Source organism: Mesorhizobium helmanticense (genome assembly GCF_003034915.1).
GTDB lineage: Bacteria > Pseudomonadota > Alphaproteobacteria > Rhizobiales > Rhizobiaceae > Mesorhizobium > Mesorhizobium helmanticense.
In genome coordinates, this window is record NZ_PZJX01000081.1 from 1 (window position 1) to 14,804 (window position 14,804).

A 14,804-nucleotide genomic window follows, 5' to 3' on the forward strand; every position below is an offset into this window, starting at 1 on the left:
TGTCCTCGGAGAACCGACGGATGAGGCCATATGCCTTGCTGAGGCTGGTGCCGCCCTTGAAATAAAGGCCGACAGGATCGTTCGGGCGCCGGTTAAACAGGAAGTCGAGCACCCAGCAGACATAGAGGTCCTTCTCGATGTTCTCCGCCCGTGTCTCCAGATGGGCGGCGACCGTCGAAAAGAGCGCCCGGCGGTCATCGACGCTCGAGCGAAGGATCTCAATGAACGTCTGTTGCATGGTCCTCCCTCGCAGATTCGAGGTTTGGCTCGCTTTCCGCGAGATTGCGGGCGATCGTCTCGACCAGCGGGTACATCCATGCGGGGACGGCGTGAATGTTGTCGCGCAGGTCTTGCACGATCTTTTCCCGGTTCGGATCCCGCGACATCTGCCGGACGATGCCGTTCACTGCCGCGTCGAGGCTCGATCGCTCATCACGAAACCACGTCAGCGCCTGGATCACGCGCATGGCCGGACGCCCCGCCCAAAACGCCGTCTTGGCTGATATGCGCTTGAAGTCGAGCTTGTAGATGACCGGCCGCGTAGCGTTCGGATCCCCGGCGTTCGCCTCGATCTCGATCGTCCGGGGATAGGTGTCGGCATGGATCGTCGACCGGGACGGGACGGCCGTGGTCAAGCCGAGGTCGTTTGCCGCCGTCATGCCGTCGACCAGCACCCGCAGCTTGTCGCGCCGGGCAATCGCGTCGATGAACGATGCGCGCGGGGGGAACGCCATTTTCCCAGTCAGCTTGCTGATGCCCGGCTTGTCGTAGAGTCCGCGACAGGGTCGGCGAATGTCCTGTCGGCGGGTCAGTCTCTGCAGCGCTTTCTCGACAGCGTATGGTGTTCCGATGTCGAGAAAGTCGGCGCGCGACCACACGCCGGCGGGCGCGGCCTTGGCAATCCGCTCGTGGATGCGGTCGAGGGTGTCGGACGTAGGATCTGGCATCGAGCCACCATTGTGTCCGAAGATTATATATAAAAATTGGTCAGTAGCAATTCACAAGCTATTACTGACCAAAATTTATATTTAAACTTTGGTCAGCATCCGGTGATGACATGCCAATCGGTGGGTAAAGCATGCTGGGCGTGAAAGGCAAAATCCAGCGCGAGGGCGAGGTGGTGCACCTGGTTGCCCGTCAGCTGTCCGATCTTTCCGCCGATCTCGCCAGCGTCGGCGATCGCGAGAACGCCTTCCCGTTGCCGCATGGTCGCGGCGACCAGATTCGCGACGGCAGCTTCGGGACCCGACCCGCGCGAGCTGCCGCCGCGGGGCCTCAAGCCGCGCAACATCCACGCCCCCTATGGCCATATCAATCAGATCAAGGTGAAGGCGCGGAATTTCCGGTGAACTGCGTCCACGACAGCGTAAAACCGATAGCGACATTGCTCGGCAAAATATAAATTGCTCTGGGCTCGAGAAAATACTTTGGGTGGGATGTGGCCTGGACGTCGAAGAATAAGCGAATTGAGGTCGAATCCGTAACGCCGCACGACCACGACCCGGATCCTGGAATCAGGGGGCGTGCACCTGGCGTGTCCGAAATTCAATTCACGCCACAGGAGCTGTTCGGGGCGATGGCAAGGTGCTCGCACTTGCACCCGATCGACGCCGCTGCGGTCACTTTCGAAAGCGAGGGTTGTCGCCATCTGATTGCGAAGCATGTGGATGAACGGCCGAACGATTTCTCGATCCTGCCATCAGCCAAGCGGCTGAAAGATTTTTCTCGGACCCACATGGTCGGGGTGGCCGGTGCAGGAATCGCTTATCTCCAGATGATCCGCGATGGCTATGTCTGGTGCGATCATTTCGAAAACCTTCATATGAGGCGCAAGCCGCGTACGAAGCGAACCCCGGACTTTGTGTTCAGCAGGCCGGGCCAGATTGACGTCGCTGTAACGGAGTCCAAAGCCACCCACGGCAGCTCCCGCAAACAGTTCAAGCGCACCGTGGAGTCGGGCTATCTAAAACAGGTGGAGCCCTATCTCGGTTTCGAAATTGGCGGAGCCATCGCTTCGCATGGGTTCTCCATTGGATCCTGGATGACGTCACCCACGCGCGCCGAACTGCTCATCGACCACACCGCAGTTCCGGCGCCAGCCGGTTCAGACGACCCGCCAAGCAACCCCAAACTGGTCAGGCGCGGCAACTATCTGACGGTCCTGTCTCTGATGTTCGGGCCTGCAATCGCTGCCGCTGCCCGGGCCGGTACATGGGTTCCCTCTGAAACAGAATTCCTTGCCGTCCATTGGCTCGACAGGGACTGGCTCATCGGGTTGTCGGAATTGCCGCGGCCAGCCCTTTGGGTCGCAGCATCACAGAACGAGACCAGCGCTGGAATCGACTGGGATCACGTGCGTCTCTCGAACGACTTCGCGCTCGAGCTCGGTGTCGCCCGAGCCTTATTCAGCTCCCTCGCATCCGCGGACGACGAATTCGACCCGTTGGCCGAATTGGGCAGGATGGATGATGCGCTGATTGCTCGAGCCAGAGAAGCCGGGGGAGCCTTGTATCCGGACGGCTTTGCCGTGCTCGGCAAAGACAAGGCTGACGCGCCGGTCACCGTATTGAACTGGAATCCACAGCAGGGCCACTTCAAACAGCAGGAGGAGGTCAAGGTTGCCGATGAACTGTCGGTCCCGGTCCTCCAGCGTGCGTCCGAGATTCAGACCTGGACGTTTGAACACGAGCGCGAAAAACCGAAGACGGAACAACTGCGTTTGACAGTCGGACGATCGGATTAGCGGCGGGAAGCGCGGCCGACGATCCAAAGCGGTCATCGTCCGGCGGCCCAACACGAGCCGATGGGGGGAAGGTTCTTGGAAGAGAATAGAAAGATACCGGCCAGGCTCTACAAATACCGGGCATTCAGCAATCTGACCCTCGATATGCTCGTTGCCGACAATCTCTTTTACGCCGATCCGAGCACTTTCAACGACCCACTCGATACCCGACCGTCTCTGAAGACCGACGTCGAAGCGGCGACTCTGGAGAGCATGCTCAGCACATTCGTCGAACGGCGCGTCAGGGCCGAGATGACTGCGGCCGCCAACGCCATAAGGTATCGTGGCCCCAAGACCATCGATCACATCGCACGCCACAGTCGGCGACAGGCTGAGCAGCTCCTCGCCGACATCGCCTATAACGCGACAAATCCGGCTTATGAGGTCGATGATCCACTGCAATTTCTCCTGGGCCAATACGTCGAGGAGGAGCTCCTTCGGCAGTATGACAAGGGTATCGTTTCGCTCGCCGAGCGCGTGACCTGTCCATTGATGTGGAGCCATTATGGCAACCAGCATAAAGGCGTCTGCGCTGGTTATTCCGTCCCGGTTGACGCCGCCGCCGGTCTCTTCAAGATCGAATATGGCGGCAGCAGACTGGTCAACGCCAGCGACGTCGCGGCGATGCTTGATGGCGACGAAATGGCTCGGCGGCGTGTCGATGGCGCTGTCATGCTCAGAAAGGCGCTCGACTGGCGCTACGAGCGTGAATGGCGCCTCATCGGTCAACGCGGACTACAGGATTCCCCGCTCGAGCTCGAGGATGTCATCTTTGGAATGCGATGCGAATCCTCGGTGAAATACGCCATCGTCAAGGCGCTAGAGGATAGGGGCAGGCCGGTCAGGTTTTACGAAATGCGTGAATTGCACGGAACATTCCGCCTGAAGAAATACACGGTCGACACCGATGAGCTTGCTTCGTCGCTGCCAAGACGCTGTCGCTCATTCCATGAGGCGTTCGAGGAGCTGGAATAGTCTGCGGTTTGCGACATCAGCTCAGTTTCGGCTTGGCGTGACGCGCCGCGCCGGCCCGGACCTTCAGCGTCTGTGGGTCGATGCGTTGAAAGAGGGCGTCGAACCATTCTATGCGCCCAGAGTCAGCCATCGCATTTATTGGAAGACCGTGCAGATAAAGCCTGCCATCGTGAACCGCGCCGGCGGTTACGGCAGAACCCTGCGGATAGATTGACGCCAGTTGTGGCGCGCCGCCGGACAGGGGATCGGCGCCGCTCGAAATGGCCGCACAGAAGGCACTATAGATCGATCTGCTGGTGCCGCCGATATTCGATTGTTCCCATCGTCGCGCTTCCTTCTTCAATGATGTCGAGCCCGACCCGTGGACCGCGACCAAGTGTGGTTGGTCGCCGATTTCGGTTTCCTCGTCCTTCCAGCGTGACGTTCGATGGTCGAACGACGTTTGCCAAAGTCTCGGCCGGGCTCCAGCTTTTTCTCCATCTCGAGAAGCATGCATGATCGTGAAGGTTCGATCAGGAGCGTTGTGCCGACGTTGAAACGAGGATCTCAACGCATCCATAGTGATATCGTGCCGGTCCTGTGCGGTGCTGTGCTCATCAAACAACAAGCCGGCATCCGAGGCGCTCATGAGCTGACTGAGAACGAGCGCCGGGAAAAGGACATCGCCACTATAAGCCCAGATGTCTGGCGTCGACCTGGTAGCAAAGATCTTCCGTCCTGCGTCCCATCGATGGATAGACGAACCCCAGGAAATCCTGCTGTCGCTTGCCACGTGGAGGGCAGCAAAACGCTCCTGATCATGAGAAGTCCAGGCGATCAATGTCGTCATCAGGCTACGCTATTTTCAGGAGCAATTGCTCGCGCTATGAATGTCGTATGGAGTAAGCCTCCAACGAAGCAACTCCCAGGCGTTCCACCATAACCACCGAGGGGCGCGACGGTCGAGGACCTACCCTGGCGGAGCTTCGAAGCCCCGTCAGGGTGGCTGGGTTCTAAGACATCGAAATCGGCATGACCCAAGACCATCCTCGATCCGGCCGGCAGGTCGAAGCCGGCGCCGGACGCGCGAGGGGGGCGCTCAAGGTCGACATCGTCGTGATCGGAGCCGGTCAGGCAGGGCTCTCCAGGGGAAATTCTCTTTTGCCACCAATCTCGCTCATTGGTACCTAGGCTGTGCAACGCGCAGGTAGCCACAATGGCAAAACGACCTAGCGCGCTTCAGCCCGTTCACCCCAAAGCTTCCGAATAACCGGCTCGTACTCCGGCCTCGAACAGAATTGGCAGTCGGGGTGCCGCGGGCGCAGCGTTCGTCCCCGTGCGATTGGCAAGTTCCATGGATCGATCGACCAATAGTTTGTAGTGGCTAAGCCTGCAAACGACCTGAGCATCTCAACTGCCATCAGTACGCCGGCCCAGGCGGAGACGAACGCAAACGGTGCCAGCACCTGCCGGCCTTCGGGTGTCGCCAGCGCCTGCTCGGCACAGATCTGGCGAAACAAGCTGTCGAACGCGATGCCGATTAGCTCCGTCGCGGTGAATGAGGGATGCGTTCTCACTATCCGATGCGCGATCTCCTCGGTAATCAGACCGACACGTACATCCGCGATGTCGACCCCAAGACCCTCCGCGATTGACCGTTCGCGCGCAAGCTCCTCTGGGACATGCCGGTAGATGCAGGCCAGGCATGCATAATCTGTCGGCATGACGTTCGAGTGGACCACCACACCACGCACATCGGTGGTAGAGGCGTCGATGATGCGGTGAGGCACCTCGAGTTGGATTGACCGACGCACGAGCCGACTGTCGACAGTTACGAAGGCGGTTTGCGGGGAACGACCACGATCGCGGACAAGGGCCTTGAAGGCGGTCACGTGCGGGCGAAGTGCCAAGTTGGGGAAGTCGGACTGGGCACGCTCAGCCAGCGCCACGGCCTTGTCCCTCCCTACGTCCTCGTCCCGAAGGTACATGCAGCGGTTCAAAATGCCGCCCTGAATGACTTTGGGGTCGACTATCGCCAACTCGCCACGGACATTCAGGTGCCGCGCGGCGCGAAGGAAACCGTGCGCTACGGCACCAGCACCGGCCATCACAGCGTCGCTCAGTTCGATTGCCCGGAACAACGCCCCCTGGGGGATCCCGAGTTGCGCGTAGTCGAGGCGCATGGGCAGCCGAACTGCGGGTAGCGCGGTATCATCGATAACGACATACACCGCAGCCGCAGCAGCGGCGCAGGCAGCCGCCGCGGCATGGAGACCATGTGGCTTATCGAAATGCCGCCCCGTGGGCGCAAGGGAGATGGATGCATCGATTGCGCCAAGGTCCGCGTACATGCGCCTGGCCTCCGTGCGAGAGGCGCTAGAGCCTATGACAAACTCCAAATCCGGCGCCGTGTCATCGAGATCGAACTTGGCCTCGACCGTGCGCCCAAGAAGCTGACCTACCTCGAAAGCCCAAGCCGACTTCCACCCAGGTTCGGCGGTTACGAGTACAGTACGCTTCAGGCGCTCGCTGGCTTCGGCCTCGTTGACTCCTATCTGGGCGGCCAGCATCAGTGCGTTCTGCTGAGCGGCGGTGCTCATGTCGTTACAGTCAGACGAGCATCGAGGCCCGAGTTCGAGCAGTGGTCCCAATTTCCGGCCGGCGAGTACTCGTACGTCATGACCTCTGTCAGGAAGTTCTCCGGGGTGGTCGTCGCGGCAAAGTGGGGGAGCACGAGCGAAAGCGCACCCACGTGCCGGATGATCGCCCACTCGGCGTCGACTTCGGAATGGTAGGCGCGACCTGGATGGGTGTGAATCTGCGCTACGATCCGTCGCCGAGTAGACCTGAGATGATCCATGAGGGCCTGCATAGAGGCCGGCGGCAGTTTGAAGTAGTCGATCTCGGTAATCTGCTCGGGTTCATATACCTCAACGATCGAAGCCGGCGTGCGCACGGCAGCGGTCGATAGCCACAGTACAACTCGCTCATGGCGGCGTTCTCCGCCGCGCCTGAGAATGGCGATGGTCGTACGCAACATTTCGCGCGTGCATATTACGGCGCTCATCCGACGCTCCTCTTCCATGCCCGCCAGAGCTGGAGCACGATGCCGCCGAGGTCCATTCCGGACATACCCCGGTAGTTGTCCCAGAGGTCGGTCGTGTGACTGGAGTGCACGTGATACTCGCGTGCACCCCGCATGCAGACAAACGGCCGCCCGGTATTGGGATGTGGGCCTCCGTTGAACACGCCACCACCATTCGGCGGTGCCGTATTCAAGTGCCTTCCCGTGCTGTCGAGAAGCTCGATTGCGGGGGGAAGCTCGTCCCATTCGGTGCAGTTCAGGCGGAGCCTCAGCGGCGCGGCCGTGGTGTGGTCAAAAAGAACGTCCAGGATTGGGAAGCTCGACTCAAGAATCGACCAGCGGTACATTTGGGCGGATCGTGGATCGATGCGCCCTATGTCGCGGTCGAACGCCGCACGGGAAAGCGCTTCAAGCACCGCCGCCTCCCTCGCGCGCACCCCATTCAAGCGCGACCTGTCCGACCAGACCAGCCTCCGCGAGGGTCTGCGTCGGGCTTACGTCGCGACCGGCGACTGTGACGATCCAACCCTCAGTGCCCGTGAGATGAAGTTTGCGCGCCGCGTCGGCGAGCACCTGGGTGATCGGGGTTGAGGCCGGGTAGCGCTTGGCTCCCTCGGCGGGGAAGGTGCCCGCGGTGGTGACTACCGTCACGAGCACTTTGTCGGGATGCACGTCTTCGCGCGAGACGATATCCTCGACCCCATTTTCACCGAACGACAGCAACCCGCCGGGGCGAAGCACCGTGTCCGGCTCTTCCTCGCGCTCGAGAACCCAATGGTGCCCGTTGCGAGGAGGCCAGATCGACAGAAATTCGTCAACCTCCATATCGTCGGTGCCCCATACCTGACCAACTTCGTCTACCGTGAAGCCAAAGTTGCGGTCCGATAGGAAGGCGCGCAGGATGCCGCCCTTTTCCTTCTTAAGGTCGATGTCGTCGTCGGTGCCGATCAGATGGGTTCGGCGATCGCGGACCAAGATGAGTTGGTGCTCGCTCGCGGGCACGTTGCGGGAACGCGTCAGTGCTTCGCGACCGGTAATGACGGTGTCCGAGAACTCCACGTCGATCCCATTGACCGGGTAGCTAACGCCGCGAGTGCGGCCCTCCATTTCCACTACTTCATTCATCGCTGTTCTCCATATTGCCCGGCTCTTGCAGCCAGACTCTTGACGTAAGACCTGTTTGGACTATTCTTTGATTCGAGTCCCGATGTGGACCGGTCTATATCGGGACCGGTATGCCAGTCAAGTCCATTTTTAGATAGGAGGAGTTTGATGCATGTTGAAGCACCCGACGCCAGGCAGGGCGCCGGGCAACCAACGATTCCGGTCGAGTTAGAGGCGTTCTTCGCCGTCGCAGAGAAGTGGCACCTTTCGACCGATGAACAGATCGTTTTACTCGGGTCGCCGGGGAGATCGACGTTCTTCAAGTGGAAGAAGGAGGGCGGAACGCCGCCCACCGACACCCGGGAGCGGGTCTCCCACATGCTCGGGATTTGGAAATCTTTGCGCATACTTTTTACGCAGGACGAGCGTGGTGAAGCTTGGGTGCGTGCAAAAAACCGGTACTTTGACGGCGCTAGCGCGCTCGACGTCATGCTGGAGGGCATGTCGGGCATCATTCGCGTAAGGAGATACCTCGATGCCCAGCGCGGCGCTTGAGAACGCTCCCTTGGTGAAGTGGTCCAGAGACGCCTTCCGGCTCATCCCGTCCCGTTTTCCTCCAGTCAACGTCTATGAGGGGTTGATCAACAGTGGTCGGCAGGATGAGATTATTGCTCTTGAAAACCTCACCAACCCCAGACTCCGCTCCCTCGGCCGCCTGCAGCAGACGACACAGGGGGACGCCAGTGCGGACCCGAGGCTCCAGAATTGGAACCTCGCGCCGTTCGCATACGGTAACCCCGATGGCACTACGTTCTTTGGGGAGGGCCGGCCGTGCCTTGAGGTCGCATTTGAGCGGCAAACGGCCTTGGCGGTATCCGTTGCAAAGCGGGAGTCTTTCCTGAAGGCGACTGAGGAGACCTCAATCGGGCTCGACATGCGGATGCTGTGCACCCCGGTTAACGGCACCTTCTGGGATCTTCGCGATATTGAAGGATTGCCTGCGGGGCTGGACGAGAAGCGGCGTCGCGAGATCGGGGCCAAGATGCCGGAAGGCGCCCAAGGTATTCTCTTCCGTCCCGTCGAACGGCCGGCCGGCATTTGCCTCGCCATAGTGACGGGAGACGTCTTGGAGCGATCTCAGCAGACGGTGCACTTTCGCTACGTGTGGGACGGAAAGCGCATCTCGATTCTTTATGCCTTCGATAAGGAGGGAGTTCGTATTGAGGCGTCGGCGCTGGCAGGCGAAGACGACGTTCTCGCCGCGGCCTAAGCAATCGTCACAGAGCGCCTGCCGACCAGCCTTTGAGCCGTACGAAATCGTGGAAGCTGCAACCAGGAGCCAGGCACACGACACTCGGCAACACCCTTCCATCCGCATCAATCGAGTGTCTGCGCAGTGACACTCCATGACCGTTCGAACAGGTGAGCTCTGCTTTGAAGGTGGCGCGCGTCCGCGCGTTACATGCCTTCCACATAAGAGGGGGCGCCTGCCCAGCATTCTTCCAACACTCTAATCCTATGACCGGCCGCCACCCGCGCCAAGGTTCCATTGGTTCGGACTTCGACAGTCCGAGCATCCTGAGAAGAACATTGATCGCGCCTTTGAACGATATCACTGGCGACTTCCTTCCCGATGCTCTGCCAAACGCTCCATATTAGTGAACCGTGGCAGAGTTTCCGCTAAGACCTATTCGGCCTCCAGAATGCCGGTACGCCTCTGGCTTAGCCCACGTCAACTGCCTCAAGACCGCGGAGGCGGTCCAATGTGCTGGAGGGTTTGCCCGGCTCAGCTCGTCCAACTGCCAGCAGCGGAAGTCTTTGCCGCGTTTAGAGACTGGGTGTCGCACGCCCTATCTCCTGGTCGGAGTCGCTCGGTTGAAACAGGGAATGCATCTACTCATGCACGATCAGGTGGATGCCCAAGTGTGAAAAAATCAAGAGTGTGCGTCTCGAGGTCCTTAATCTCGATTGAGGGCTCCTGACACGGGATTCCTGCGCAATGAAATCCGACCGCAACGCTGCCACACAATGAATTGATTGACGCTTTGCGACGAGACTATGATTCCATGATCGCCATGATTTTCGGATCCTTCCCGAATTTCGATTTGGTGATTCGAATTTCCAACGGCCGGAAACCCTGTTGAACGCAAAGGAAGGCTGACATCTTGCTCTCGTTTGTTCGCCATTTGTGCTTCGAAAGTCGCATAAATGGCAGTGAGGAACGCGGCCTTGCCGGAGAAAGCGTCGCAGGAGCGACGCGTCAGGATGCATTCCCCGCGCTGACCCCTTCTTGTCGGAATTCACGCGTCATTCGGACTCCTGTCCGCGCTGTCCAATGTCCGCCATGTCATGGCTTCTCCTAAATTCGCTGTGATCAGTCCGGTTGCAGAGACTGCATCCGCAATCGGGCAGGTGCTTGTCATCTTTGTCGACAGAGTGTTCAGCCGCGGGCGAGCCGGCACACCTTTCCGGTTCTGACCAAACGCCCGATCTCGCATGCGGGATTATGTCAATAGCCGGTACACTGAGGACGCCGCGCCATTGCATATGTGGCTCGGAACATCCGTCGAGGATGTCGGAAGCACGCGCTTCGACCATGTCGGATTTGTTTGATCCTCGACAAAATATTTGGCCATTCTCTTGTTTCGCCCTGACATAAATAGCTGAAGAGCAGTGAGAAAATTATGTTTTCGAGCCGAGTCAGGAAACTGGCATGGGTTTTGCGATTTGTGGCTGCCAGAGAGCTGCCGGCGAAGACGCAACCTTGGCCGACCCGACGAGCTGCCAGACTCGGAGAAACAATGTGGTAAGCAACCGTATTCCCGATCATGTCCCGCCGAAATGGTGAGGGACTTCAGCTTATTTACGTCGCGTGGCATGCAACGCATCGCTGACGGAGATCTCCTTGTAGCTTTCGCTCGGGTCCACTCTTGAATTGGATATCTAACTCATGAAGCGTACCAATAATAACAAGTCGATGCTACTCACCGTAAGTAGCTTACTGCTGCTATCGACAGACGCCGCTTTGGCACCTAGGGCGTCCGCTGCTGCGGCCCCCCCGCCGTGCGTATACCAGAACTACAAGATTCTCGACGCTTGGAAGAACCTCAACACCAAACGCAACATGGCGATCGTTATCGCCCACCGTGGCTGGTGGGGCACTCACAGAGGGCCGTCCAACTCCTGCGGTGCCGATGTCAGCTATGGATCCGGCGAGCCGGAGAACTCGATCGATGCCGTAATCGGCGCACTGCACAACGGCTTCGAGGCCGTCGAAGTCGACATTAAAATGACCCGCGATCGCGTTCCCATCCTGATGCACGATTACACCCTGGGACGCACTACCGACATATATCAGGGCACCGGTCAGCCCAAGTTCGATCCCTCAGCGCAAAGCCACAACCAGCCGGAGGGTTACAACCCATATGTAAACCAGATCAACTGGTACGGTGACCTTGAGCACCACTATCTGCTCTCTCCCGACCGGAGCGGGTCGGACAGCCAGCACATTCCCACTTTCGCACAGCTACTCGATAGCTACCGGAGCAAACAGACCAGCGGCATTGTTGTGCTGGACGTAAAGGACCGCGCCTCCATGCAAGAAGTTTGGCGGCTGATGAACAACCACCGGGATAGCGATGGCTCGCTGGCGCGAAACTGGGTGGCGGTGAAGTTCAACGTCTCCACCTATCCCAACCCGGCCGATCTCGAGGCGGACCTATTCAAGTACGCTGATCCGCATAACGACAAAAGCCAGGAGCCGTTCCTCGGAATTCCTGTGCTGACGAACAACATGCTGGACAAATTCCACGACCTAATCGAGATCGAAAAGAACTACTTGACTAAGGATTACACGCTCGGCGTGGAAGTCAACCTCAACATGAAGAATGGCCGGTTGCAGAACGCCTACAATCTGGTGGGCCAATCCCGTAAGCCGGTCGGCATCTTCAATCCCATTGCCGATCCCGGAGCGTGGGGCGGCGATGGTCAGAACCGCGCCTTTTTCATGAACACCGGACAGTGCTGCTACCGGCTCTGGTCGCTGGCCTTCGGTGATGACACCGTCGACCGTTGGGATTGGTCGTTTCTTTACGGCAACGGCTGGAAGGCCTTCGATTTCATCACAACGGATGAAGCCGGCAAGATGATCGATGATCTCGCCGCGAAGGGTCTGCGCGGAGACAATAAGGCCATGGAATAATGCGCCGACGCACCGCCGACGACGGGGCGGTGCGTCGGTTTTGTAAACAGAATCTACACGCCATAAGGTCAGTTCATGCCGTTCAAACGTGTCTGCGTCGCCGCCCTTCTGTCCTTGCCGCTGACGACCGTCCCCGTCACGGCCCTATCCTCGGGCGACGACCCCATCGTTCTTTCGATTGGCCACGAACGGTGGACCGCCTCCCAGTTCCAGCGCCTCATGTTGGATACTCCGCCGCAGGTGAAGGAGGAGGCGGCTGCCGAACCTGACGTATTCGCCAAGCGCTACGCCGACATGCACCTGCTCGCGCAGCTGGCCGAATCCCGCCACCTGGACCAGGATGCGGATATTCGTCAGCGGCTCGCATGGGTCCGCGAGGGGGTCATGGCGAATGCCGCCAAGAACGACCTGTATCAGCGCATGCAAGTCGGGAATGAAGAAGTGAGGCGCTACTATGACGCGCATGTCGGCGACTTCGTGGACTATACGCTACAGCATCTGGTGATCGGCTACCACGGCGCCGAGAGCGCCAGGAACGTCGGGCGGAAGGACATGGCAGAGGACGACGCTCGGGCGGAAGCCGAGCAGCTACGAAAGCAGCTCCTGGAGGGGAAGAACTTTGCCGAACTCGTCCAACGCTATTCGGATGACGACGACTCTAAGAGCGATGGCGGTCTGTTGCCGGAAACGGCGTCGCGCAATCTGCTACCGGAGATCACCCAGGGCATCGCCGATCTTAAGGAGAACGAGATCTCCCATCCTATCAAGACGCGCTATGGCTACCACTTGGTACGTATCATCAAGCGTTCCGACAACAGTTTCGAAGATGCACGCCGGCACATTGTCAACCTGCTAAAGAGCCAGATAGTGGCGTTGGTGCACGGATCGTTTATTGGTGTGGGTTTAGGCAAGCGGTCACCGCAATAGCCTTTGTAGCGTAGCCATGCCTTTCAAACACAATACCAGCCGCCGCCATCATATTGAGAAGATGAAGTTCAGGGTGACGAACTGGCCAGAATATGAGGCAGGACTTCGTCATCGCGGCAGTTTGACCCTGTGGGTGACGCCGGAAGCCCTGTCCAGGTGGCAAGCGCCAAGACGCAAGACACGTGGCGGCCAGCACCGCTATTCTGATCTGGCGATCGAGACCACCTTGACGCTGGGCCTTGTGTTTGGCCTGCGGCTGCGCCAGGCAGAAGGCTTGCTGGAATCGGTGCTGCAACTGATGGGGCTGGCGCTCGCTGTCCCCGATCATACCACCCTGAGCCGTCGGGCGCGGAAATGGCAATCGCCCAACAAACGGCATAATCGCCAGGTTCCGCCGGAGGCACCAGTGCATGTTCTTGTCGACAGCACCGGCCTGCAGGTCTACGGCGCGGGTCAGTGGCTGGAGGAGAAGCACGGCGCCAGATCCCGTCGCAGTTGGCGCAAGCTGCATCTGGCACTGGATGCCGACAGCGGCGAGATCATTGCCCATACCCTGACTGATCAGGACACTGGCGATGTCTCTCAAGTTGAGCCACTACTCGACCAGATTGGCGGTCCGATCGGACAGTTTACTGCTGACGGCGCCTATGACGGAAAACCGACTTACGACGCAGTCATCGATCATAGCGCTGCCGCCGCAATCGTCATTCCGCCTCGCGTCAACGCGGTCGAACCATTCGACGATAGACCTGCCGGCCAAAGGGACCAGCATATCGCCGCAATCGGCAGAGACGGCCGGATGAAATGGCAGGTCTCCAACGGTTATGGCAAACGCTCGCTGGTCGAGACCGCTATAGGGCGATACAAGTCCACCATCGGGCGGCGTTTGCGGGCACGGTCGCTTCCCGTTCAGAAGACCGAAGTCGCCATCGGCTGCGCCGTCCTCAACCGCATGCTTGCCTGCGCACGCCCGAAATCCGCCCGCCGCAAGGCGGCCACGGCATAGTCTGCCGCTTCAAAGATCGACATCCGCTCAAGTCCGGACCCATGCACCAACGCCCATAAGACGGGCTAAGCCGATCAGCGCAGCAAACGGCCCGCGGAGCTGAGCAAGCGACAGGCCTTCAAGCGAATCAGTCGGTGGTAGCGTCCGCAAATGGTGAATCACGAACGCGCTCGCCGCAAACCCCCTACGCCCGGAAAATCTGATCCGGTTACGGCTCTCGACGTCGCCCAGAGAGCTGGGAGAAGCCTCTGCGAGATTACAAGTGTAACACCCTATTGGTTTAGCAGATCAAGCTTCGGTGGTAACCTCATGGGGTACAGAAACGACTTTGGAAGCTGAACAATGGATCGCGATAGCAAACGGACACGTGCAGCTGGAAGTTCATCCCGCGACGGGAGGAGGGCCGAGGAGCGCCGTAACCACCTTGACCTTCCAGTCGGGGGCCATTGACCATGTTGCAGAACGGTTAGTAACGGCTGACCCGCGCGATACAGCACGCGATCTCGGGAGCTTCAAATCCGCGGAGAGGCAACCGCGACGTGCAGTTCAGGACGTTGCACTTCTTTCTGCTCTATGAATTCAAGCACTTGGGTAAGCTGGAGGCGATCGAGACCGCAATTACGACTATCGCGGGCTACAAGGGTCGCTTCATGCTCATCATCCAAAGCCTTTCGGCACTAACGGGGGCTTATGGAGAGGCTGGTAAGCAGAATTTTCTCATACCGGACTGCAAGTGTTCATGGCC

Annotated in this window: 15 protein-coding genes and 1 pseudogene; 9 read left to right on the forward strand and 7 right to left on the reverse strand. The window is 59.2% G+C overall.

The window, feature by feature from the left end; genetic code table 11:
• Together C9427_RS32825 and C9427_RS32830 are read right to left on the reverse strand one after the other, a co-directional pair.
• The coding region (locus C9427_RS32825; RefSeq protein ID WP_146172640.1) for a nucleotidyl transferase AbiEii/AbiGii toxin family protein at positions 1-238 on the reverse strand (238 nt) is incomplete at its 3' end.
• Positions 219-947 (reverse strand): DUF6088 family protein, encoded by a 729-nt coding sequence (locus tag C9427_RS32830; protein WP_107653106.1) that lies wholly within the window; start codon positions 945-947, stop codon positions 219-221. The genes C9427_RS32830 and C9427_RS32825, both read right to left, overlap by 20 nt.
• Positions 948-1,078: 131 nt before the next feature.
• Between C9427_RS32830 and C9427_RS32835 the strand changes: the two genes are divergently transcribed.
• From C9427_RS32835 to C9427_RS32845, 3 genes are all read left to right on the forward strand, one after another.
• Positions 1,079-1,402, forward strand: a complete 324-nt coding sequence (locus C9427_RS32835; RefSeq protein ID WP_245437271.1) for a hypothetical protein — start codon at positions 1,079-1,081, stop codon at positions 1,400-1,402.
• Between the two features lie 192 nt (positions 1,403-1,594).
• On the forward strand, positions 1,595-2,743 hold the full coding sequence (locus tag C9427_RS32840; RefSeq protein ID WP_146172641.1) for a hypothetical protein: 1,149 nt from the start codon (positions 1,595-1,597) through the stop codon (positions 2,741-2,743).
• A gap of 144 nt (positions 2,744-2,887) precedes the next feature.
• Positions 2,888-3,757: a DUF2971 domain-containing protein gene (locus C9427_RS32845; RefSeq protein WP_245437272.1), complete on the forward strand. Its 870-nt coding sequence runs from the start codon at positions 2,888-2,890 to the stop codon at positions 3,755-3,757.
• A 16-nt stretch (positions 3,758-3,773) separates the two neighbouring features.
• Here C9427_RS32845 and C9427_RS32850 read toward each other — a convergent pair whose 3' ends face one another.
• The 5 genes from C9427_RS32850 to C9427_RS32870 all read right to left on the reverse strand — a co-directional run bounded on the left by C9427_RS32850 (position 3,774) and on the right by C9427_RS32870 (position 7,946).
• Positions 3,774-4,586: a hypothetical protein gene (locus C9427_RS32850; protein ID WP_107653109.1), complete on the reverse strand. Its 813-nt coding sequence runs from the start codon at positions 4,584-4,586 to the stop codon at positions 3,774-3,776.
• Positions 4,587-4,965: 379 nt separating this feature from the next.
• Positions 4,966-6,336 (reverse strand): ThiF family adenylyltransferase, encoded by a 1,371-nt coding sequence (locus C9427_RS32855; protein WP_107653110.1) that lies wholly within the window; start codon positions 6,334-6,336, stop codon positions 4,966-4,968.
• The gene (locus C9427_RS32860; RefSeq protein ID WP_107653116.1) at positions 6,333-6,803 is read right to left on the reverse strand and encodes a Mov34/MPN/PAD-1 family protein; all 471 of its coding nucleotides are present in this window, start codon (positions 6,801-6,803) and stop codon (positions 6,333-6,335) included. Before C9427_RS32860 ends, C9427_RS32855 begins: the two co-directional genes overlap by 4 nt.
• On the reverse strand, positions 6,800-7,237 hold the full coding sequence (locus tag C9427_RS32865) for a putative metal-binding protein (RefSeq protein ID WP_107653117.1): 438 nt from the start codon (positions 7,235-7,237) through the stop codon (positions 6,800-6,802). Before C9427_RS32865 ends, C9427_RS32860 begins: the two co-directional genes overlap by 4 nt.
• Positions 7,230-7,946: a multiubiquitin domain-containing protein gene (locus tag C9427_RS32870; RefSeq protein WP_107653111.1), complete on the reverse strand. Its 717-nt coding sequence runs from the start codon at positions 7,944-7,946 to the stop codon at positions 7,230-7,232. Before C9427_RS32870 ends, C9427_RS32865 begins: the two co-directional genes overlap by 8 nt.
• Before the next feature lie 147 nt (positions 7,947-8,093).
• Here C9427_RS32870 and C9427_RS32875 point away from each other — a divergent pair, with 147 nt between their 5' ends.
• The 6 genes and pseudogenes from C9427_RS32875 to C9427_RS32905 form a co-directional block, all read left to right on the forward strand.
• Positions 8,094-8,480 (forward strand): MbcA/ParS/Xre antitoxin family protein, encoded by a 387-nt coding sequence (locus C9427_RS32875; protein WP_107653112.1) that lies wholly within the window; start codon positions 8,094-8,096, stop codon positions 8,478-8,480.
• On the forward strand, positions 8,461-9,195 hold the full coding sequence (locus C9427_RS32880; protein WP_107653113.1) for an RES family NAD+ phosphorylase: 735 nt from the start codon (positions 8,461-8,463) through the stop codon (positions 9,193-9,195). The genes C9427_RS32875 and C9427_RS32880 overlap by 20 nt, the downstream gene beginning before the upstream one ends.
• A 1,680-nt stretch (positions 9,196-10,875) precedes the next feature.
• Complete coding sequence (locus tag C9427_RS32890) at positions 10,876-12,126, forward strand: glycerophosphodiester phosphodiesterase family protein (protein WP_107653114.1); 1,251 nt, start codon at positions 10,876-10,878, stop codon at positions 12,124-12,126.
• Between the two features lie 75 nt (positions 12,127-12,201).
• Entirely contained in the window at positions 12,202-13,053 is an 852-nt protein-coding gene (locus tag C9427_RS32895; protein ID WP_245437273.1) for a peptidylprolyl isomerase, read from the forward strand.
• A gap of 16 nt (positions 13,054-13,069) precedes the next feature.
• Positions 13,070-14,059 (forward strand): IS5 family transposase, encoded by a 990-nt coding sequence (locus C9427_RS32900; protein ID WP_107653115.1) that lies wholly within the window; start codon positions 13,070-13,072, stop codon positions 14,057-14,059.
• A gap of 563 nt (positions 14,060-14,622) precedes the next feature.
• Positions 14,623-14,804, forward strand: a pseudogene (locus tag C9427_RS32905) (type IV secretory system conjugative DNA transfer family protein); the annotation flags it as partial.

Coding starts and splice junctions, on each gene's coding strand:
- C9427_RS32890 (WP_107653114.1), top strand. CDS start 10,876: ATGAAGCGTACCAATAATAACAAGTCGATGCTACTCACCGTAAGTAGC.
- C9427_RS32860 (WP_107653116.1), bottom strand. CDS start 6,803: ATGAGCGCCGTAATATGCACGCGCGAAATGTTGCGTACGACCATCGCC.
- C9427_RS32845 (WP_245437272.1), top strand. CDS start 2,888: ATGCTCGTTGCCGACAATCTCTTTTACGCCGATCCGAGCACTTTCAAC.
- C9427_RS32870 (WP_107653111.1), bottom strand. CDS start 7,946: ATGAATGAAGTAGTGGAAATGGAGGGCCGCACTCGCGGCGTTAGCTAC.
- C9427_RS32880 (WP_107653113.1), top strand. CDS start 8,461: ATGCCCAGCGCGGCGCTTGAGAACGCTCCCTTGGTGAAGTGGTCCAGA.
- C9427_RS32855 (WP_107653110.1), bottom strand. CDS start 6,336: ATGAGCACCGCCGCTCAGCAGAACGCACTGATGCTGGCCGCCCAGATA.
- C9427_RS32895 (WP_245437273.1), top strand. CDS start 12,202: ATGCCGTTCAAACGTGTCTGCGTCGCCGCCCTTCTGTCCTTGCCGCTG.
- C9427_RS32830 (WP_107653106.1), bottom strand. CDS start 947: ATGCCAGATCCTACGTCCGACACCCTCGACCGCATCCACGAGCGGATT.
- C9427_RS32900 (WP_107653115.1), top strand. CDS start 13,070: ATGCCTTTCAAACACAATACCAGCCGCCGCCATCATATTGAGAAGATG.
- C9427_RS32875 (WP_107653112.1), top strand. CDS start 8,094: ATGCATGTTGAAGCACCCGACGCCAGGCAGGGCGCCGGGCAACCAACG.
- C9427_RS32835 (WP_245437271.1), top strand. CDS start 1,079: ATGCTGGGCGTGAAAGGCAAAATCCAGCGCGAGGGCGAGGTGGTGCAC.
- C9427_RS32850 (WP_107653109.1), bottom strand. CDS start 4,586: ATGACGACATTGATCGCCTGGACTTCTCATGATCAGGAGCGTTTTGCT.